The organism is Flindersiella endophytica (assembly GCF_054779015.1).
Window position 1 is genome coordinate 39,313 of the sequence record NZ_BAAGYY010000019.1, and the last position, 19,245, is coordinate 58,557.

The following is a 19,245-nucleotide window of genomic DNA, read 5'->3' on the forward strand; positions in this document are numbered from 1 at the left end:
AAAACCCCGCTGCAGCACCTCGACAACTACGCGAACGCACCAACTGCGGGACGGTCGCACTCGCCAGTCGTTCGCGCTAGCTCCGTGCCGGCTCGAGCGCCCGCTGGACGTGGGCCGGCATCACGCAGGCATGCCGGACGAGAGTTTCGATGAACGCGGCCGTGAGTGGGTCCGTGCCACCGCTTCTCGTGTACGCGGCCAGCATTCGGCGGATCGCGGGTTGCGGCCGAAGCAGGCAGCCGTCGAAGCGGGGAGGGATGATGTTCGCGGGCACCAGTGCCGGGCCCAGTCCGGCAGCGGCCAGCATCGGTGCGGCCGCCGACTGCTCGGTGCGCACCGCCGCGCGTGGCGCGAAGCCCTCGGCCGCGCAGGCCTGGTCCAGCAACTCGCCGAGGCCGTTGCCCGGCGCGTAGTGCACCCAGTCGCGATCGGCCAGCGTACGTAGGCGAATCCGGCGCCGGCCGGCGAGCGCGTCATCGGCAGGTACGACGACCACGAACTCCTCGACCCCCAGTGCGTGCACCGGCCCGTCCCACGCAGGAGGCACCGCTCCGATCGCCACGTCGGCCCGCCCGGAGGCCGTCGCCGCGAGCAGCTCGTCCGCATGCCGATGCTCGAACAACCGCACCTGAACGGCTGGGCAGGACCGCCGCCAGGCCTTCAATGCCGGCGGCAGTACGCCGTGGCTGATCGAGTAGAGCGTCGCCACCTGGATCTCGCCGGCCTCGAGCTCGCCCACCTGCCGGGCCGAACGCACCGCCAGCGCGGCATCGGCCAGCGCCGCGCGGGCGTGGGGGAGCAGCGCCCGGCCCATCGGAGTCAACCGCACCGACCGCGGCAGGCGTTCGAGCAGCCGCCCGCCCACCACCCGCTCCAGCGCCTGGATCTGGTGCGAGAGTGCGGGTTGCGTGACGTGCAGCGTCTCGGCCGCCCGGGTGAACGAGCCGGTGTCGATTACCGTCACGAGGTATTCGAGCTGCCGCAGCGTTGCCATAAACAGAGAGTATGGCAACGATCAGAAAGAAGCCTTGGACTAATACTAGTGCCGGCCGCAGGCTGGGCACCATGAGCATCAGCACAGACCGCAAGGTCGCCCTCGTCGCCGGAGCGCAGGGCGTGATCGGCCGTAACCTCATCGAGCACCTGTCCACGTTGCCCGACTGGGAGGTGATCGGCCTGTCCCGCCGCGGCGGCGAGTCCACCGGAAACGTCCGCTACCTCACCGTCGACCTGCTCGACGCCGAGGAGAGCCGGGCGAAGCTCAGCGACCTGACCGACGTCACGCACGTCTTCTACGCCGCCTTCCAGGACCAGCCGACCTGGGCCGAGCTCGTACCACCCAACCTCGCGATGCTCGTCAACCTCGTCGACGCCATCGAGCCGGTGGCGCGAGGGCTGCGGCACGTCAGCCTGATGCAGGGCTACAAGGTCTACGGCGCCCACCTCGGCCCGTTCAAGACGCCGGCCCGTGAAACCGACGCCGGGCACATGCCGCCGGAGTTCAACGTCGCCCAGCAGGACTTCCTGGCCGAACGTCAAGCCGCCAGGACGGGCCCAGGCTGGAGCTGGTCCGCGCTGCGCCCGTCCGTCGTCTGCGGTTTCGCGCTCGGCAACCCGATGAACCTCGCGATGGTGATCGCCGTCTACGCCGCGATGTCGAAGGAGCTCGGCCTCCCGCTGCGCTTCCCCGGCAAGCCCGGCGCGTACGACACGTTGCTGGAGATGACCGACGCCGGCCTGCTGGCGAAGGCCACCGTCTGGGCCGCTACCGACGAACGCTGCGCCAACCAGGCGTTCAACATCAACAACGGCGACCTGTTCCGCTGGAACGAGCTGTGGCCCAAGCTGGCAACGCACTTCGGCCTCGACGTGGCAGCGCCACTGCCGATGCGGCTCGAGACGGTGATGGCCGACAAGGAGCCGTTGTGGAACGCGATGGTCGAGAAGTACGGCCTGCGCCCCAACTCCTACCAGGACGTCTCGTCCTGGCGGTTCGGCGACGCCGTGCTCGGCTGGAACTACGACTTCTTCGCCGACGGCAGCAAGGCCCGCAGGTTCGGCTTCCACGAGTACGTCGACACCGAGCAGATGTTCCTCGACATCTTCGCCGACCTCCGCCGCCGGCGAATCATCCCCTAGACGGTGGCTCTCATGACGGCAGCAGGGCGGCGATCGCGCTGACCTCGAGCAGCGCTCCCGGCACTCCGAGCCCCGCGACCCGGGCGCCCGTCACCAGGGGCGGTGCGCCTTCGCGCGCGAGCCGCGGCGCGATCGCGCCGTACACAGCCGCGAGGTCGGCGTTCTGGTCGATCAGCACGGTCCACGCGATGACGTCGGCGAGTGTGGCGCCGGCGGCTTCCAGGGCGATGGTCACGTTGTCGATCGTCCGGAGCGCCTGCTCGCCGGCGTCGGCGGACACGATGGCCCCGGTGGTGTCGACGCCGTTCTGGCCGCCGATGTAGATCGTCGTGGCACCGGCCGGCACGATCGCGGCATGGCTGAAGGCGGGGGTTCGGACGAGCCCGTCGGGCTGCAGGAGAGAGATGCTCATGGTAGCCATCCTGTCCGCTATCCCGGACAGGGTCGGTCCTAATTTGAAGACCGGGATGCCTCAGCCGCCGGTCGGCGGTGCGAACCACGGATTGCCCGCGGGAAAGAGGAACCGCCCGGCGATCAGGTTGAGCACACGCCGCGCCTGGTGGAACCGGTCGGCGACGTCCGACACGACCTGGAGCTGCTCGGTACGCAACGGCGCCAGCTCGCCGACGTGGCGATACCACCGCTCGCCGAGATACTCGAACAGCTCGATCGCCGGTGTCGACAGCAGCCGGTCCTGCTCGCCGCGCGCCAGGTGAGCCGCCCGCAGCACCCGGGAAGCGTCGACCGGCCCGAGCGCGTGCTGGCGTACGTAGTCGGGGAACACCCCGGCCAGGAACAGCGCCAGATCGCCAAGCCTGCGGTAGATTCCGGGCTTCTCCGCATCGGGCGCGGCATCGGCGAGTCCGGCCATCCGCACCAGGTCGAGCTCGCTGAACCGCCGCATCCGCAAGCCGCGCCGCGTGCGTACGACATAGCGTCCGCTCGCGACCTTCGTGAACGAGGTCAGCAACTCCGCGAGGAACACCCGGCGCCGCTGCGAGCCGAGGAAGTCGCGCAGCTGCGGCGTGTCGAAGACCGGGAGCCGCGACCCGCGCTGCCCACCCGGCTCCGGCACGTACGTCATCGTCGCCAGGTCGAGCATCGCGCGATGCACGGCGACCGCGAACGCGAGGAACGGCGACACGTTCACCGGCCGCCCGGACGCGATCGCGGCCGGCCCGTAGATCGCGTCGTAGACCTCGGCCGTCTCGACGAGTTCGGGCACGGCGGCGGGCATCCGCCGCAACTGGGCGGGGTCCGGTTGCTCTCGCGACGCGGCGGCCAGCAGCCGGAGGTCGGCGTCGCTCAAGTGGTCCAGATACATGCGACCCATCTGCTCGGCGTCCACAACTTTCACGGTACGCCGGCAACAAACCGATGGCGGTCCGGATCTGGCCAGATAAGCAGACGCCTTTGAGGGGGGAACCCAAATGCGTGAACACATCCGGACCATCGCTGCCTGCGTGGCGACGGCCCTGGCGGCAACGGCCGTCACCACCTCCGCGGCAGTGCCGGCGCACGCCGCCCGCACCATGCCCCACGTCGAGATAGGCATTCCACTGCAGGACGTGAACGGCCAGGCCGACGCCGGCGCGGTCGAGTTTCGCGACTCCAACGGCACGATCCAGTACCTCACCGCCCCGGAGCCCGGTCCCGGCGACCGGTTCGGCACCGCGACGGCGGCGGCCGACCTGGACGGCGACGGCGACGAGGACCTGCTCGTCGGCGCACCGGGAAAGGACGTAGCAGGGAAGACCGATGCCGGTGCCGTCTACGTCTTCCTCATGACCGGTCGCGCCGGCCCGGCGTACTGGCGGACGATCACCATGGACCAATCCGAGATCGACGGTGAGGCGCAGGCAGGCGCGGCGTTCGGGTCGAGTCTGTTCAACGAGCGGATCCAGTGGGACCCCGACGCCGGCGAGACGTTCATGGTCGGTGCGCCTGGCTACGACGTCGCGATCGACGGTGGTGGCGTCGCCGTCGACGCCGGTGCGGTCGTCGACCTGGACATCGGGTCCGGTCCACGGGTCTGGAGCGGCTTCCTGCTGACCGAGGCCGACTGGGAAGGCGAGCAGCCGGAGGCTTACGACCGGTTCGGTACGGCTCTGGCCGAGAACGACTCGATCCGCGGGATCGGCGCTCCCGGCGAGACGGTGAACGGCCAGGCCGGCGCGGGAGCGGTGTTCTACCGCGCCAGTCTCATCGACGTCGGGGCCGACGCGGTGATGACGCAGGACAGCCCGGGCATGCCGGGCGCCGCGGAGACCGGCGACCACTTCGGCCAGGTGCTGCTGAGCAACTTCGACCGTATCTACGTCGGCGTGCCGGACGAGGACGTCGGCACCGAGGTCGACGCCGGCATGGTGAGCACCATCCTCGACGGCGGCTGGGAGGACCAGCCAACGGCCGGCCCGGCGTTCACCCAGAACTCCGTGGACGACGTCACAGGCGCGGCCCTGGAGGGCGCGGCCGAGGCCGGCGACCGTTTCGGCGCGTCGTTCTCCTGGCAGGCGACCGGCTCCGGCTGGACGGAGGACCGTACGTCGGTGATGTCGATCGGCGTCCCGGGCGAGGACCTCGGCCCCGCGCGCGACGCGGGCATGGTCAACGTCCTGCATTCGGCGCAGGTGCGCGCGCTGACCGACGCGTCGCTGGGTGGGACCAACGAAACCGGCGACCGGTTCGGGCAGACGTTGCTGGCCAGGCCGGTGGAGTATCCCCTTGCTGTGGTCGGGATTCCGGGGGAGAACGGTGTCGGTGTGGTGAAGCTGACGACGCCGATCCGGGTGACGTGGCGTTCGGTTGTCGGCCCGGAGTACGACGGGCGTTACGGCTGGAGTCTGGGGTCGTCGGTGTAGCGACGAGGGCCTGTCAGCGCGGGCCGTACGCCCGCAGGAAGACGTCGACGCCCGCGAGTACACGACGCTTATCGGCGTCGGTGAAGCCGTCGTCGTCGCTCGGTGTGAACAGGGCCCGGTCGAGTGGGGCGCCGAGGACCAGGAACGCGAAGTGCTCGGAGGCCTGCCGCGGGTCTTCGGCGACGGACAGCAGGCCGCGCTCGCCAAGCCGCGCCATCGCGTCGGCGAGCGCGGTCATCACGCGGTCCGGCGCTCGTTGGTAGTACTCCCTGGCGAGCTCCGGAAAGCGTTCGGCCTCGCCGATGAGCAGCCGGCGCAGGCGTACGACCCGGCGGCTCAGGACCGATCCGGCCAGTTCGACGGCGATCGCCTTCAGCTCGGCTTCGACGTCTTCGGCCTTCGCGAGAGTCGACCCGAGGCCGGCCGAGAACTGCCCGGCGACCGCGAACGCGTCGGCCAGGATCTCGCGGAACAGCTGCTCCTTGCCGCCGAAGATGTTGTAGACGGTCCGCTTGGACACTCTCGCGGCCGCGGCGATGTCGTCGACGCTCGCGCCGACGTAGCCGTGGCGCAGGAAGTGCTCCGACGCCGCGGCGACGATCACCGCTCGCGACCGGGCGACCCGGGGGTCGAGCGCGCCGTCGCCGGCGGCCGCGGGTTGTCCCGTCCGGGTCCACACGAAAGCCACGCGCCCTTCTGTTCACCGATCTTCAGCACTGGTCAGTGTACAAGTACACCGTTCGGTGTAATAATGCCCTCTCCAGTGTAAGAAGTCCGAGCGGAAGGGCCAGAAAGCGATGAGCGTCAAGGCGCGACAGGGTGCGGGTTTCGACCGGGCGGCCGCCGTCACCCGTTCACTTCTGGGATGGGGCGTGGTGGTCGGACCGTTCTATCTCGTGCTCGGGATCGTCCTCGCGCTGACGCGCGACGGGTTCGAGATCACGCGGCACCCGCTCAGCCTGCTGATGCTCGGCGACCACGGCTGGATCCAGGCGCTCAACCTGATCCTCTCCGGACTGATGACGCTGGCCGCGGCGCTGGGGATCGCGCGGGCCCTGCGGTCTGCCGGCGGGAAACGGGCGTACTGGGCGGGCGGGCTCACCGGCGGGTACGGCGTCTGCCTGGTGGCGAGCGGTCTCGTGCCGCCCGACCCGATGGACGGCTTCCCGCCCGGAACTCCCGCCGGGATGGCGACCACGATGTCGGCGAGCGGCGCCGGCCACCTGCTGTTCGGCATGGTCGGGTTCGTGCTGTTCGCGGCCGCGATGTTCCTCGTGGCCGGCTGGTGGACACGCCGGGGTGACCGGGCCTGGGGTGTGTACTCCCGGGTGAGCGGGATCGTGCTGGTCGCCGGCTTCTTCGGTGGCGCGTTCATGCCCAGCGTCGAGCTCGGTGTGCTGACGTTCTGGATCGCCGTGGTGGTGGCCTGGGCGTGGCTCGCGCTGACGTCCGTCCGCTTCTACCGCACGGTCCCGCATCCCGATGGCGGCGGCGCTGCATAGGTCGCCGTCAGATCGTCAGGACGATCTTGCCGCGGCCGTGGCCGGTCTCCATCTCCCTGTGGGCTCCGGCGGCCTCGGCGAGTGAGTACGTCCGGCGGACGTGGAACGCCAGCTTTCCGTCGTCGTACAGCTTCGCCAGGCGGCCGAGGCGCTGCGCCGACCGGAGGTTCTGGGTGGTCTGCACGCCGAGCTCGGCGGCTTTGGCGTGCTCGACCAGCGTCACGATCCGGTGCGGATCGTTCGCGACCTCGAGCGCGACGCGCAGGGCATCGCCGCCGGCGGCATCGATCGCGGCGTCGATGCCAGTCGGTGCGAGCGTGCGGATCCGGTCGGCGAGGCCTTCGCCGTACGCGACCGGGATCGCGCCGAGGTCGCGGAGGTAGTCGTGGTTGTCCGGCCTCGCCGTGCCGATCACGAGCCCGGCGCCGGCGAGGTGAGCCAGCTGGACGGCGAACGTGCCGACGTTGCCGGCCGCACCGTGCACCGCGACGACCTCGCCGGGCTGGATCGCCAGCTGGCTGAGCGCGATGTCGGCGGTCTGCCCGCCCGCGGTGAACCCGCCCGCGACCTCCCACGGCATGCCGGCGGGCTTGGGTGTGACCTGGTCCGCGGGGACGACGACGTACTCGGCGTAACTCAGCAACGTGCCGAAGCCCAGCACCTCGTCGCCTGTCGCGATGCCGGCGACGTCCGCGCCGATCTCGTCGACGATGCCGGCGAACTCGTTGCCGGGGATGCCGGGCAGGTGGACCGTCGCCGTGGGCGGCACGTTGCCGGCGCGTACGGCGATGTCGTACGGCTGTACGCCGGCGGCTTTCACTTTGACGCGCACCTGGCCGGGGCCGGCGTGGGGGTCGGGGAGGTCCGTCAGTTTCAGGACCTCGGGCGGGCCGAACGCTTCGAAGGCTGCTGCTTTCATGCGCTCGATCCTCCAACCTGAACCATTGTTGAGGTCAAGCGCTAGGCTCGGCAGCATGACCGAACTCGCCTGGGACAGCCAAGAGCTCACCGTCGGCCAGCTGGCGGACCGCAGCGGAGTCGCCGTGTCCGCGCTGCACTTCTACGAACGCAAGGAGCTGATCCGCAGTCGGCGGACCACCGGCAACCAGCGCCGCTACACCCGCGACACGCTTCGCCGGGTCGCGTTCGTCCGGGCGGCCCAGCGGGTCGGCATCCCGCTCAGCACGATCCGCGAGGCCCTGGCCCGGCTCCCCGACGAACGCACCCCGACCGCCCGCGACTGGGCCCGGCTGTCGGCTGCCTGGCGTGGCGAGCTGGACCTGCGGATCCATGCGCTGACCGAGCTTCGCGACCAGCTCAGCCAGTGCATCGGCTGCGGCTGCCTCACGCTCGGCCACTGCAAGCTGGCCAACCCCCACGACGTCCTCGGCAAGCAAGGCCCCGGCCCACGCCGGCTCGCCGCCGCCTGCGCCGCCGGCAGCTGCGAGCCGGCCTGACCCGAAGCTGCGCCGGAGCTGGGCGAAGCTGCGCTGGAGGTGGGTCGAGGCGGAGCTGCGCTGGAACTGGGGCGGAGCTGCGCCGGGAGCGGGTGGAGTTGCGCTGCGAGTGGCGCCGAGCTGGGCTGGGGCAAGGCTAGGGGCGCGCTGGTGCGGAGGCAGGGGTGCGCTGGTGCCGGCGCTGCGCGGAGGTGCGCTGGGACTGGGGGAGGTGTGCTGGGGCTGGGCCGGTGCCGCTGGGGCTTGGCCCGTCCTGAGATGGTCTGAGCTCGTTGGTCCTGGGCGACGAAACCGGGAAGAATGGGTAAGCGTGAGCCAACCGCAGCCAGTGCCCGAGAAGCTGACCCGTCACCTCGAGAGCTGGCTTGGCCGCTGGCCCGCTCACCAGCCCGGGCTCGACATCGTTGCCTCCAGCAAGCGGACCCGTCCGGAGTGGGACGGCGTGATCCATCCGGCGTTCGGCATCGGAGAGCCCGAGCGCGCCGTGCTCTCCGTGCCGCCCGCGCCCGCGGACGCCATTCGTACGCGTTATGCCGCGCTCGGCGATCGCGACCAGTTGGGGGAGGAGCTGCCAGGGATGGTCGGCTACTCCGACCGCGGTTGGTTCCGGGCCTACTTCCGCTGGACGACCGCCCCCGCGCCACTGCCGGACCTGGGCGTGTGGATCTCCGCGATCGACCCGGCGGTGCCTACCTGGCTCAAGCCGTTCAACGGCGACGTGCTGGTGAAGTTCGACGACGAGACGGGCGACTACCTCGCCGGCGTCGGCATCAAGCGGCACGACGCGTTCGGGCACGAGATCGCCGTGGGCACAGCCGAACGCGCACAGGGCAAGGGATTCGCGCGCAGGCTGGTCGCGCAGGCGGCGCGCCGGATCCTCGACGAAGGCGCGATTCCGACGTACATGTACGAGACCGACAACCACGCATCCGCGAAGGTCGCCACGGCATCCGGCTTCCCGGACGTCGGCTGGAGCGCGTTCGGCGTCAGCGAAGAGCCCGTCATCCGCCTGTAACGAAGCGGCGAGCCGAGTTGTCCGGAAACGGCCTCTTCTTCTACGCTGCGCCAGTGTCTGGATACTGGCGTACGTCGGGCGTTGGCAACGGCGAATCCTCCGACGGCCGGCGCGATCGTCGTTCCCGTTCCGACGAACGTGCCGACGAGCGCGGCGACGAACGCAGCGAAGACAACGACGACGACAACGACGGTAACGGCGACGACAGCAGTGCAGGCCGCGCAGACGGGCCAGTCGACGCCGCCGCCCCCACCGAACGCGCCGGCCTGCCGTTCGGCGAGCTCTCCGTCGAGGAGCAGGCCGACCGCCTCCGCGGCCCGCAGCTCCCCGAAGCCTTCCACCTCGACCTGGCCAGGGAATGGAAGGACCACATCGACCGCGAGCTCGAGCTCCAGATCGGTGAGCAGGCCGCCACCCTGCCGGAGTTCGGCCCTGTCCTGCAAGGCCTCGGCGATCCCGTCATCGCGCACGACACCATCTACCGCCCCGGCATGGACCCCGACGATCCCGACGGCCAGGAGACCGCCGAGGCCTGGACCGACCTCGGCTATTCCCTTCAGGTGAAGGGATATCGCCCGCTCTACGCCGAGAATCTCGCGTACCTGTTGAGGGTTCAGCTCGCCTCCGCCCGGATCGAGAGCACCGAAGACACCGACGACGGCACGATCTACCAGCTACGCACCGGCCTGATCGGCGAGAACGGCCGGCACGCGATTCTCGTCTCGCGCTGGCTGCTACGCCACGGCCGGCAACGCCCAGAGCTCCTGCGCGTTTGGCCGGAACCCTTTCCAGAGTTGCCATCCGGCGACAGCGCGTGAGCTGGACGCGCTCCGGGCACTAAGCTGCCAGGCCGCTTCTGTCAGCTTTGCTTGACCCGGCGTCCCTTCCACGCCGAGATGGTTGGTGTCCCGCGAGGCCCGGATCGGATCCACCAATCCGTCAGCGTCCTCGCGCACGCTGAAGCATGGGAGGAACCCCACATGGGGCGTCTACTTCGCCGCCGCACAGTCCTAGCCGGATCGGCCGCCACCGCAGTGGCGGCGGCCACCACCGTCGTCGGCTGGGCCGGCCCGGCACACGCCGACGGCTGCTACACCTGGTCGCGCACGCTCAGCGAAGGCGCGAGCGGAAGCGACGTCACGCAACTGCAGATCCGGGTCGCGGGCTGGCCCGGATACAACAACCAGATCGCGATCGACGGCGCGTTCGGGCCGCAGACCAAGGCCGCCGTCACGCGATTCCAGCAGGCGTACGGACTGGGCGCCGACGGCATCGCCGGCTCGCAGACGTACGGCAAGATCTACGAGCTGCAGGACGACGACTGTACGCCGATCCACTTCTCGTACGCGGAGCTCAACGACTGCAACAGTGACTGGTCAGGCGGTGCGGTCTCGGCCGCGACCGCCAAGTCGAACGCGCTGCGCGTGATGTGGCGGCTCGAGGCCCTGCGGCACGCACTCGGCGACAACCCGCTGATCGTCACGTCAGGGTTCCGTAGCCGCGCGTGCAACAGCGCGGTGGGCGGCGCGTCGAACAGTCAGCACCTGTACGGCACGGCCGCCGACGTGATCTCCAACTACGCCACGCTGTGCCGGATCGTGCAGCAGGCGAGGTACCACGGGTTCGGTGGCCTGTTCGGTCCCGGCTACCCGGACCACAACGACCACATCCACTGCGACATCCGTGGCGGGACGGTCTGGGACGCGCCGAACTGCGGCGTCTAGCGACTTACGGGGTGTAGTCCTCGTCCTCGGCCGGCACGATCCGCCGCTGGTCGAGGACGTCGGCTTCGTCGGCCTCCTCCGGCAGCGGTTCGTCGGGGGATTCGGGCTCCTCGGCGTTGCTGAGCGGGCGGCGCTGCTCGGCGGCGTCGGCATCGGGTTCTTCCAAGCCTGGCTCGCCGTTCTGGTCCTGCGCCGCGCGCTCTTCCCACTCCTGCGTCATGCGCCTTGTTTACCCCGATGGGGAGTACGTAGGCATTGGTGCGGTTCACCGTTCCAGCGGCAGCCGCCACGACAGTCGCGTCCGGCCGCCCGGACGCTCGCCGACCTCGAACGTGCCGCCGTACGTATCGGCCCTGGCCACGAACGCCTCCAGGTCTGCACTGCCGGGTGGCGCGCCGTCGTTCTCGACTCCCACGATGAGCAGCTCGGCCTCCACGTCCGCGAGGACGAACACCGACACCTGATGCGCGCTGCCGCGAGCGGCCAGGCCGGCCAGCGCCTCGCGTATGGTCGCGACCAGTTGCGGGCGCAGCTCGTCGTCGACCGCGGAGTCGAGCGGTCCGGACAGCTCGACGTGTGGTTCGAAACCCAGCTGCCCGGCGGCCAGGTCGGCCGTCTGGAGCAGCTGCGCGCGCAGGCTGGCGCGCGCGGTGTGCGCCTCCTGCAGGAAGAAGATGGTCCGGCGGATCTCCGCGATCGTGGCGTCGAGGTCGCTTACGTACCCGCGAACCCGCTCGGACAGCGGTGCCGGCAACGGCTGCCGCGACAGGCCGAGCAGCCCGAGCGCGACCGCGAACAGCCGCTGGATCACCCGGTCGTGCAGGTCGCGGGCGATCCGGTCGCGGTCCTGGAACACCGCGAGCTCCGCGCGGTCGGCCTGGATCTGGCCGAACTCCAGAGCCAGCGCCGCATGCCCGGCGAACGTCTCGGCCAGCTGGAGGTCGACCTCGTCGAACGGCGGCGCGCCGGCCGAACGCACCATCGTCAGCACGCCGGCGGGCTGGGTCGCGACGCCGAGCGGCACGACGATCGCCGAGCCGTGCAGCAGGTCCGAGTCGGTCACCAGGTCCGAGAGCCAGTCGGTCACGCCGGAGGGGTGCCCGTCCAGGTCGTACAACCGCGGCTCGCCGAGCCGGAGCAGCTCGGGCAGCGACGTTCCGGCGACCAGTGCCGTCCGGCCGAGGGCGGCGTCGGCGCCGGTGCCAGTCGCGACCTCGACGACCAGGTGGTCTCTGCGCTCGTCCAGCTGCGCGAGCAGGGCGAGGTCGGAGCCGGCTACCTCGCCGACACGTTCGGCGATCAGGTCGAGCGTGCCGCCGGAGGTCGAGCCGGACAGCAGGCGGCTCATGATCTCGTTGGACGCCAGCAGCCAGCGCTCGTTGCGCACGGTCTTCTCGTACGACCGGGCGTTCTCGATCGCGATGCCGGTGGCCGCCGACAGGGCGATCAGGGCGTCCTCGTCCTCCTGGCCGAACTCGCCACGCCGCTTGTCGGTGACGTACAGCACGGCGTGGATCTCCTCGCGCACGCGCACGGGGACGCCGAGGAAGGAGTAGTCCACGGCGTCGGACCGGCTCACGCGGATGGGGCGCGGGTTGCCGATCAGGTCGCCGAGCAGGCCGAGCCCGCCGTCGGGACCGGACGTCACGACGTCGAGGTCTTCGGCGCTCTCCGACCCGAGACTGGCGAGCCGGCGGAAGTCGGAGATGGTCTGGTCGGGACCGACCACGGCGAGCGCGCCGTAACGCGCGTCGACCAGCGTGCAGGCGGCGTCGATGGCGGACACCGCGACGGAGGAGTAGTCGAGGCTGCGGCCGATCGAGACGACCGCGTCGAGCAGCCGATGGATCCGGTGCTCGTCGTCGAGGACCTGCCCGGCGCGTTCGATCAGCTCGCGCAGAACGGATTCCAGGCGGAGCCAGTTCGGACCGGGTGACACGGGCTCCCCGGGTACGGCGGCTGGCGCGTCGTCCTCGTCACGCATCGCGTCCCCCTCGAACACGGCCAGATCAAGGCTAACCTCTGCCGTTGGCTCGGTGCCGGTGTCATGCCTCAAGAAGTTGGCGGGACCTTCCTGGGGTCTTAGCGTGGGGTAGCACTCCTGGGACTGGTGACAGTGGAGTGCGTGAGAGAGGGCACGCGAGGTATGCCCTCTGGGAGGTCATGGATGCGACTGTTCAGAGTGATCGTTCCGGTGTCGAAGATCAATGCCGCCGCTCAGTTCTACGAAGGGCTGCTTGGGCTCTCGGGAAAGCGTGTGTCGAGTGGGCGGCACTACATCGACTGTGAGGGGACGATTCTGGCGCTGTTCAGTCCACGGGAGGACACGGACCCGTGGGACCCCCGACCCAATCCGGAGCCCGTGTATTTCGCCGTCGATGATCTTGAGGCGGTCCGCCGACGTGCGTCCGCTCTGATGGGTGCGGAGATTGACGATGGGATCGCTGTGCGGCCGTGGGGTGAGCGTTCCTTCTATCTGCGGGACCCGGACGGCAATCGACTCTGCATGGTGGATCGACGCACCTTGTTCACCGGATGAGATCCGCCCGGCTTGGCCACCGAGCCATCCGAGACGCCATGCCGACGGGCAGCCTTCGCATCGACAGCTCACCCGACAACACCGCCAGCACGACCCTCCACCGCCCGTCCGGCGGCACGACCGCGATCCTCTTCCTGCTCCCGAGCGTCAGTCCTCTCCGGCGCTCCCACTCGGGAGCCTGCCAGAAATCTTGGCGCAGCAGACCGGGGATCAGGGACGTTGGCGGGCGGGCTACGGAGTCGAGCCGTTGGGCAACCGCCTCCCGTTGACGAGCTCGATCTTGACTTCGATCAGCCGGTGGGAGTTGTGGGCGTCCCAGCCGCGAAGCGGCAGGCCGGACAGCTCTCGCAGCCGCGCGGGCTCGGACACCGGCGTCGCCTTGCCGACGAAGACGACACTCCATCCGCGCTTGAACTCGGTGTCGAAGTCGTCGACTTCGAACGCGACGACAGATCCGTTGGTCGCGTTGGCCAGCTTGCTGCCTTCGCTGGCTTTGAGATAGATCGAGCCGTCCATCAACGCGAAGGAGACAGGAGTGATCGCGGGCAGAGCCTGCTCGGTGAACACCACCCGGCCGATGGAGCCGGTGGCAGCCAGGGCCAGGCACTCGTCGCGCTCGAGAATTTCGAGCCCGGCGGCGTCGAACATAGAGGTCACCTCAAGGACCGGGAGGGTCAATGTCCATATTGTGCCGGACTTTATGGGATCTGGGGTAGGGCACAAGGACCCCCGCAACTTTCGCTGTTGCCTTTGTCGCGCATGGCGTTCGTGCACCGCTAGGTACATCCGTCCCATCCGGACGGGACCAATGGCACCCGTCCGGCCCAGTTCGCACGGTGATGCTGGAATCTCAGGGCCTGGACTCCAGCCTGCTGGTCGCCGCCGCCGTCGTCGTCCAAAAGGAGAGTGTCATGGCCGAGCCGAACACAGTGCGCGAGCGCTGGGCCGCCCTGCCGCCGCGGCTCGAGGAGCTGCGGCACACCGCTGACGAGGCCAACCTGCTGCCGCGCGGCGAGTTGCTGGACCGGCTCGCCTGGATCGCCGAGATGTGCGAGAACGAGCTGCTGGCGCTGGCCGCCTCCGACCTGGGGATCGACACGTTGTCGGCCCCTTCGTCCAGGAGTGGCGAGAGCGTCGCCGAGGCCGGACTACTGCGTCAGGTACTCGCGGTGCACAGCGGTCAGCTCGCGGCGTTCGTCGAGGAGCTGGCGGAGGCACGCCGCCTGTTCGCCTCCGACGACCCGGCGGGCAAACTCGCGGTCCGGCGGGCGTTGTACGGCCTGCACGCTGCGACGTCGGTTTACGTACGGGTGCAGCTGGACGTCGTACTGCCTCGGCTGGAGAGCTCGCTGCGGCGCTAGCCCGTTCCTGCTTTTGAGAATGCCGCGCCCGCGGCGTAACTCCGGCCCGTGGCGGCCAGTTAGTCGTGGCTGGAAGGCCGTTCGCGTTCTCGAACGGCGGGGGAGTACGATCGGTCACCGCACGTGAAGAGCGCGGGGCTTTACGTCACCGAACTCCGTCACGACCCTCGGGCCAAGGGCCGTGGCTCATGCGAAGGGATTGATCTGGGGTGGGATGCGATGATTCGCATCAAGGGTGACGAAGAGGCTGGCTACCTCACCATGGTCACCTGCGACGAGTGCCACGGCTCGATGATCTTCAAGCCCCAGGAACACGGCTTGTGGGTTGGTTCGGCCCGCCAGGTGCGGGTCTACATGGTGGAGCACAAAGGCTGGGTGTGGGATCCACACACCGGCGCGTTCTACTGTCCCGAACACTTCCGTTAAGGCTCGAACGCGGTACGTTCGACCGGTGAACGATGATCCGGTGCAGTTGGTCGAGCAGGAGCTCGCCTTCTTGCTCCGCCGTGCGCGCGGCACCTGGGGCGCCATCGCCCGTGACGTCCACCCCGACATCGGCGCCGCGGCGTACGGCATCATGCTGCATCTCCAGCAAACCGGCGGCGCCCGAATGACCGACATCGCGGCGTATTTCGGCATCGGCAAGCCGACGATCAGCCGGCAGCTGGCCCTGCTCGAGCGGATCGGCCTGGTCGAACGCACGGAGGACGCCGAAGACCGCCGCTCGGTCCGCGTACACCTCACCGAGACGGGGGCAGCGCGGTTGGGGGCCGCCCAGAACGCCCGCCGGGAACGCTTCCGGGCGATGCTGGCGGCCTGGCCCTCCGACGACGTGGAGACGTTGGGGCGGCTCCTCCACCAGCTGAACGATCTCCAGTTCTAACGACGACGGCGCCGCCGCTCCGGTGGTGGTGGTGACGCGCTGCCCGCGAGGCGAGCGGGCAGGACCGCCCCCGCCGCCGTGTGAGTAGCAGCCTTCCTGCAGCCGCACGCCCGCGAAACCCCACCTCAAGCCGGCGCCGACTATGTACCGGTGCAGCCTCGGCTCCACCTGCCCACCGCGCGCCGGTCGTGGTGGTGTGTGCCGCCGCTGTTGCCGCGCTGGTGCTGCTGCCGTCCTGCCGCCGGGCGCTGTGCTGCCGCCGCTGGCGCTGCCGCGTGCTGCTGGTACTGCTGCCGCGCTGGTGCGTCATCGCGTTCGCCGGGGTCTCGGCTTCGGCGTTGAGCTGTTGCCGCGCGTGCGACTGGGATCCGAGCTGCGAGTTGGCCGACGCCGTCTGTTGTCACACGCGCTGTCAGCTCGCGGCTGGCGCTGAGCCGGCCGTCGGCGGCCTCGCGAGCGGCGCGGAGGCCAAGCCACGCCGACCATCCTGCTGCCACTCGCTGCTCTCTTCCGCCACCCGCCGTGACCTGCGGCGATGCGAGCTGCCGCCCAGGCGCTCCGGTCAGCCAAAGAGGTTAGTTGCTTTAAGCATCTAATCGAGTTATGGTTGCCTAAAGCAATGAATATTTCGGGCAAGGCGGGCGGTGACGGTCTGGTGGACCGGGCTAGGGCGGAGCGCCTGATGCGGGCGATCAACGACATCGGACGCGCTCGTAAGGACGTGTTCGGCATGCTGGGCAGCGAGTGCCCGATCGGCTCGTTGAGCGTGCTCGGCGTGCTGGCCCGCAACGCGGACGCGAGGGTCGGCCAGGTTGCCGAGATTCTGCATATCGACATCTCGGTCGCGAGTCGCCACCTCAGCCAGCTCGAGGCGCACGGTTACGTCGCGCGCAGTCCGGATCCTGCCGATCGGCGGGCTCAGCTCATTCACGTCACGGCGGCCGGGCAGCGGCAGCTGGACCAGGTTTGGGCGAGCATGGCCGACTTCTTCGGCGCCGCGGTCGCCGACTGGAGCGACACCGAGATCGCCTACCTGACCGAACAGTTGCAGCGGCTCGCCGCCGCACTCGATCAGGCTCGCGAGCAAGCCCGCGAGGAAGCCCGCGACAACGTACGCGAGAAAGCAACGGATACACGGGAACCAGGAGTCAAAGCTCTCTCATGACGTCACAAGACGCACCCAAACCGTCGGAAACGATGACTCACCGGCAGGTGCTGGAGGCGTTGTCCGGCCTGCTGCTGGGGATGTTCGTCGCGATCTTGTCGAGCACGGTCGTGTCCACGGCCCTGCCGCAGATCATCGGCGACCTCGGCGGCACACAGTCGGCCTACACCTGGGTGGTCACCGCGGCGCTGCTGTCGATGACGGTATCGACGCCGATCTGGGGCAAGCTGGCCGACCTGTTCAGCCGCAAGCTGCTCGTCCAGATCGCGCTGATCATCTTCGTACTCGGCTCGGCGCTCGCCGGCCTTTCCCAGAACCCCGGCGAGTTGATCGGCTTCCGCGCCCTGCAGGGCCTCGGCACCGGCGGCCTGACCGCCCTGTCGCAGGTGATCCTCGCCGACATCATCAGCCCGCGCGACCGTGGCCGTTACATGGGCTACCTCGGCGCGGTCATGGCGGTCGGCACCGTCGGCGGCCCGCTGCTGGGCGGTCTGATCACCGACTCACTCGACTGGCGCTGGTGTTTCTACGTCGGCGTTCCGTTCGCCGTGATCGCGATCGCCGTTCTGCAGAAGACCCTTCACCTGCCGCGGATCCGCCGCAAGGTCAGCATCGACTACGTAGGCGCCGTGCTCCTCAGCGGCGGCGTCGCGACCCTGCTGATCTGGGTCACGCTCGGCGGCCAGCAGTTCGAGTGGTGGTCGACGACCACGCTGTACATGGTCGGCGGCAGCGTACTGATGCTCATCCTGGCGATCATCGCCGAAGCACAGTCGCGCGAACCGATCCTGCCGTTGTGGCTGTTCCGCAACCGTACGTTCGTACTCTCCTCGCTCGCGTCGATCGCGGTCGGCATCGCGATGTTCGGTACGTCGGTCTTCCTGAGCCAGTACATGCAGCTCGCGCGCGACAAGTCCCCAACGGAGACAGGGCTTCTGACGATCCCGATGGCCGTCGGCAGCTTCGTCTCGGCGACCGTGATCGGCCGGGTCATCACCCGGACGGGCCGCTGGAAGCGCTGGATGGTCCTCGGCGGCGTGCTCCTGACGACCGGGGTCGCGCTGATGAGCACGATCGACTACCAGACCAGCTTCTACGAGCTGGGTGCGTTCATGCTGATCCTTGGCCTCGGTGTCGGCATGCTGATGCAGAACCTCGTACTCGCCGTGCAGAACACCATCCCGATCACCGAGATGGGCGCGGCCAGCTCGGGTGTCGCGTTCTTCCGGAGCATGGGCGGCGCGGTCGGTGTCTCGGCGCTGGGCGCGGTGCTCGCCTCCCGGGTGACCACGCTGGTCCACGACGGGCTCGCCGAGCTGGGCATCCACGCGGGTGCGCTCGGGGGGAACGGCAACAGCGTTCCGGAGATCGACAAGATCCCCGAACCGATCCGTACGGTGGTCGAACGCGCCTACGGCGACGGCATCGCCGACATCTTCCTGGTGGCGGTTCCGGTCGCGGCGGTGGCCTTGCTGCTGGTGCTGTTCATCAAGGAGATCCCGCTCGGCCAGAAGAGCGGTATCGAGCAGCAGCTGGAGATGGCCGGCGGACGGCCCGTGGATGAAGCGGTTCCGGCGGGTGTCGCGGCTGCCGTGCCGAGTGAGCCCGTTCTGGTCGGCTCGGCCGGGAGCGGGAGCGGGAACGGCAACGGCAACGGCGGTGTGGCGGCGGTTGGTGGCTCCGGTGGTGGAGCCGGTGGCGGCGCCGCGGCGGCCGCAAGCGAGCAGGCGTTCCGGGCCAACGGTGCGCACAAGCTGGAGCCCACGTTCGATGTCGTCGACGGCCTGGGCGGTAGCGAGCCGGAGGAGGCCGGCGTCGTCCTCGGCGAGGTCCGGCGCGCCGACGGCACTCCCGTCGTAGACGCGGCGTTGACGCTGATCGACTCCGGCGGACGGCAGGCCGGGCGCGCGGCGAGCGATCCTGAGGGCCGCTACCAGCTGACCGCGGCCGGGCCCGGCTCGTACGTGCTGATCGCCTCGGCGTCGGCGACCCAGCCGCAGGCGGCGACGGTCACGGTGGACGGCCGCCCGACCCGGTTCGACGTCGTACTGGCCGGTGTGACCAGCCTGACCGGCCTGGTTCGCGCGCACGGTGTGAACCAGCCGGTCCCCGGCGCGACGGCCGTACTCGCCAACGAACGCGGCGACATCGTCGCGTCGGCGATCACCGGTGACGATGGGGTGTACCGCTTCGATCAGCTGGCGGCCGGCGTCTACACGCTGGCGGTACGGGCGGAGCGGCGGCAGCCGGTGGCGCTGCGGCTGACGCTCCCGGAGGCGGGCAGCGTCCGGCAGGACGTCGCGCTCGCGGGTGGCGCGCGGCTGCGCGGCCAGGCCTCGACCACGGAAGGCCGTCCGGTCGCCGAGGCGCAGGTCAGCGTCTACGATGCCGAACGCAACCTGATCGACGTCGTAACGACCGACGAGCGCGGTGCCTACGCGTTCGGCCAGCTGGCCCCCGGCGACTACACGGTCGTCGTGACCGGCTACCCACCCGTATCGACGACGGTCCGCCTCGAAGCCGGCCAGTCCATCGACCACGACGTGGAGTTGGGCTACCCGGAGCGGTAGGAAGCGGTAGGACGAAGGAGCGAGCGAGC

Annotated in this window: 21 protein-coding genes; 13 read left to right on the forward strand and 8 right to left on the reverse strand. The window is 69.7% G+C overall.

Translation table 11 applies throughout. The features are described from left to right. Positions 1-76 precede the first annotated feature (76 nt). Entirely contained in the window at positions 77-994 is a 918-nt protein-coding gene (locus ACYVF6_RS20770) for a LysR family transcriptional regulator (RefSeq protein WP_460523778.1), read from the reverse strand. A 71-nt stretch (positions 995-1,065) separates the two neighbouring features. Here ACYVF6_RS20770 and ACYVF6_RS20775 point away from each other — a divergent pair, with 71 nt between their 5' ends. Further along, positions 1,066-2,139 (forward strand): SDR family oxidoreductase, encoded by a 1,074-nt coding sequence (locus ACYVF6_RS20775; protein ID WP_460523780.1) that lies wholly within the window; start codon positions 1,066-1,068, stop codon positions 2,137-2,139. 10 nt (positions 2,140-2,149) lie between these two features. Here the strand turns inward: ACYVF6_RS20775 and ACYVF6_RS20780 are convergent, their stop codons facing one another. Together ACYVF6_RS20780 and ACYVF6_RS20785 are read right to left on the reverse strand one after the other, a co-directional pair. Then, positions 2,150-2,551 carry a RidA family protein gene (locus ACYVF6_RS20780; protein WP_460523782.1) on the reverse strand — a complete coding sequence of 134 codons (402 nt, stop codon included), beginning with the start codon at positions 2,549-2,551 and terminating at the stop codon, positions 2,150-2,152. A 60-nt stretch (positions 2,552-2,611) separates the two neighbouring features. Next, a complete protein-coding gene (locus ACYVF6_RS20785) occupies positions 2,612-3,487 on the reverse strand; it encodes a hypothetical protein (RefSeq protein WP_460523784.1) in 876 nt (291 codons plus the stop codon). A gap of 82 nt (positions 3,488-3,569) precedes the next feature. Between ACYVF6_RS20785 and ACYVF6_RS20790 the strand changes: the two genes are divergently transcribed. Beyond that, positions 3,570-5,000 carry a hypothetical protein gene (locus tag ACYVF6_RS20790; RefSeq protein WP_460523786.1) on the forward strand — a complete coding sequence of 477 codons (1,431 nt, stop codon included), beginning with the start codon at positions 3,570-3,572 and terminating at the stop codon, positions 4,998-5,000. A 13-nt stretch (positions 5,001-5,013) separates the two neighbouring features. Here the strand turns inward: ACYVF6_RS20790 and ACYVF6_RS20795 are convergent, their stop codons facing one another. Next, complete coding sequence (locus tag ACYVF6_RS20795) at positions 5,014-5,688, reverse strand: TetR/AcrR family transcriptional regulator (protein ID WP_460523788.1); 675 nt, start codon at positions 5,686-5,688, stop codon at positions 5,014-5,016. Positions 5,689-5,797: 109 nt separating this feature from the next. Here ACYVF6_RS20795 and ACYVF6_RS20800 point away from each other — a divergent pair, with 109 nt between their 5' ends. After that, on the forward strand, positions 5,798-6,502 hold the full coding sequence (locus ACYVF6_RS20800) for a DUF998 domain-containing protein (protein WP_460523790.1): 705 nt from the start codon (positions 5,798-5,800) through the stop codon (positions 6,500-6,502). Positions 6,503-6,509: 7 nt separating this feature from the next. On the opposite strand, the gene ACYVF6_RS20805 is transcribed toward ACYVF6_RS20800, so the two are convergent. Then, entirely contained in the window at positions 6,510-7,421 is a 912-nt protein-coding gene (locus ACYVF6_RS20805) for an NADP-dependent oxidoreductase (RefSeq protein WP_460523792.1), read from the reverse strand. 55 nt (positions 7,422-7,476) lie between these two features. Between ACYVF6_RS20805 and soxR the strand changes: the two genes are divergently transcribed. From soxR to ACYVF6_RS20825, 4 genes are all read left to right on the forward strand, one after another. After that, positions 7,477-7,959: a redox-sensitive transcriptional activator SoxR gene (gene soxR / locus ACYVF6_RS20810; protein WP_460523794.1), complete on the forward strand. Its 483-nt coding sequence runs from the start codon at positions 7,477-7,479 to the stop codon at positions 7,957-7,959. Positions 7,960-8,269: 310 nt separating this feature from the next. Further along, entirely contained in the window at positions 8,270-8,974 is a 705-nt protein-coding gene (locus ACYVF6_RS20815; RefSeq protein ID WP_460523796.1) for a GNAT family N-acetyltransferase, read from the forward strand. A 53-nt stretch (positions 8,975-9,027) separates the two neighbouring features. Further along, positions 9,028-9,792, forward strand: coding sequence for a DUF6883 domain-containing protein (locus ACYVF6_RS20820; RefSeq protein ID WP_460523798.1), 765 nt, complete (start codon positions 9,028-9,030; stop codon positions 9,790-9,792). 162 nt (positions 9,793-9,954) lie between these two features. Next, entirely contained in the window at positions 9,955-10,698 is a 744-nt protein-coding gene (locus ACYVF6_RS20825) for a D-Ala-D-Ala carboxypeptidase family metallohydrolase (protein WP_460523800.1), read from the forward strand. 4 nt (positions 10,699-10,702) lie between these two features. On the opposite strand, the gene ACYVF6_RS20830 is transcribed toward ACYVF6_RS20825, so the two are convergent. Together ACYVF6_RS20830 and ACYVF6_RS20835 are read right to left on the reverse strand one after the other, a co-directional pair. Beyond that, positions 10,703-10,918: a hypothetical protein gene (locus tag ACYVF6_RS20830; protein ID WP_460523802.1), complete on the reverse strand. Its 216-nt coding sequence runs from the start codon at positions 10,916-10,918 to the stop codon at positions 10,703-10,705. 45 nt (positions 10,919-10,963) lie between these two features. Then, a complete protein-coding gene (locus ACYVF6_RS20835; protein WP_460523804.1) occupies positions 10,964-12,682 on the reverse strand; it encodes a sensor histidine kinase in 1,719 nt (572 codons plus the stop codon). A gap of 183 nt (positions 12,683-12,865) precedes the next feature. Between ACYVF6_RS20835 and ACYVF6_RS20840 the strand changes: the two genes are divergently transcribed. Beyond that, positions 12,866-13,237, forward strand: coding sequence for a VOC family protein (locus ACYVF6_RS20840; RefSeq protein ID WP_460523806.1), 372 nt, complete (start codon positions 12,866-12,868; stop codon positions 13,235-13,237). A 231-nt stretch (positions 13,238-13,468) separates the two neighbouring features. Here ACYVF6_RS20840 and ACYVF6_RS20845 read toward each other — a convergent pair whose 3' ends face one another. Continuing rightward, positions 13,469-13,885 carry a pyridoxamine 5'-phosphate oxidase family protein gene (locus ACYVF6_RS20845; protein ID WP_460523808.1) on the reverse strand — a complete coding sequence of 139 codons (417 nt, stop codon included), beginning with the start codon at positions 13,883-13,885 and terminating at the stop codon, positions 13,469-13,471. 188 nt (positions 13,886-14,073) lie between these two features. Between ACYVF6_RS20845 and ACYVF6_RS20850 the strand changes: the two genes are divergently transcribed. The 5 genes from ACYVF6_RS20850 to ACYVF6_RS20870 all read left to right on the forward strand — a co-directional run bounded on the left by ACYVF6_RS20850 (position 14,074) and on the right by ACYVF6_RS20870 (position 19,216). After that, a complete protein-coding gene (locus ACYVF6_RS20850) occupies positions 14,074-14,598 on the forward strand; it encodes a hypothetical protein (RefSeq protein ID WP_460523810.1) in 525 nt (174 codons plus the stop codon). A gap of 219 nt (positions 14,599-14,817) precedes the next feature. Next, entirely contained in the window at positions 14,818-15,024 is a 207-nt protein-coding gene (locus ACYVF6_RS20855) for a hypothetical protein (RefSeq protein ID WP_460523812.1), read from the forward strand. A gap of 25 nt (positions 15,025-15,049) precedes the next feature. Further along, positions 15,050-15,481, forward strand: coding sequence for a MarR family winged helix-turn-helix transcriptional regulator (locus ACYVF6_RS20860; protein ID WP_460523814.1), 432 nt, complete (start codon positions 15,050-15,052; stop codon positions 15,479-15,481). A 535-nt stretch (positions 15,482-16,016) separates the two neighbouring features. Further along, positions 16,017-16,646: a MarR family winged helix-turn-helix transcriptional regulator gene (locus tag ACYVF6_RS20865; protein ID WP_460523816.1), complete on the forward strand. Its 630-nt coding sequence runs from the start codon at positions 16,017-16,019 to the stop codon at positions 16,644-16,646. 32 nt (positions 16,647-16,678) lie between these two features. After that, positions 16,679-19,216 carry an MFS transporter gene (locus ACYVF6_RS20870; RefSeq protein ID WP_460523818.1) on the forward strand — a complete coding sequence of 846 codons (2,538 nt, stop codon included), beginning with the start codon at positions 16,679-16,681 and terminating at the stop codon, positions 19,214-19,216. Positions 19,217-19,245: the final 29 nt, after the last annotated feature.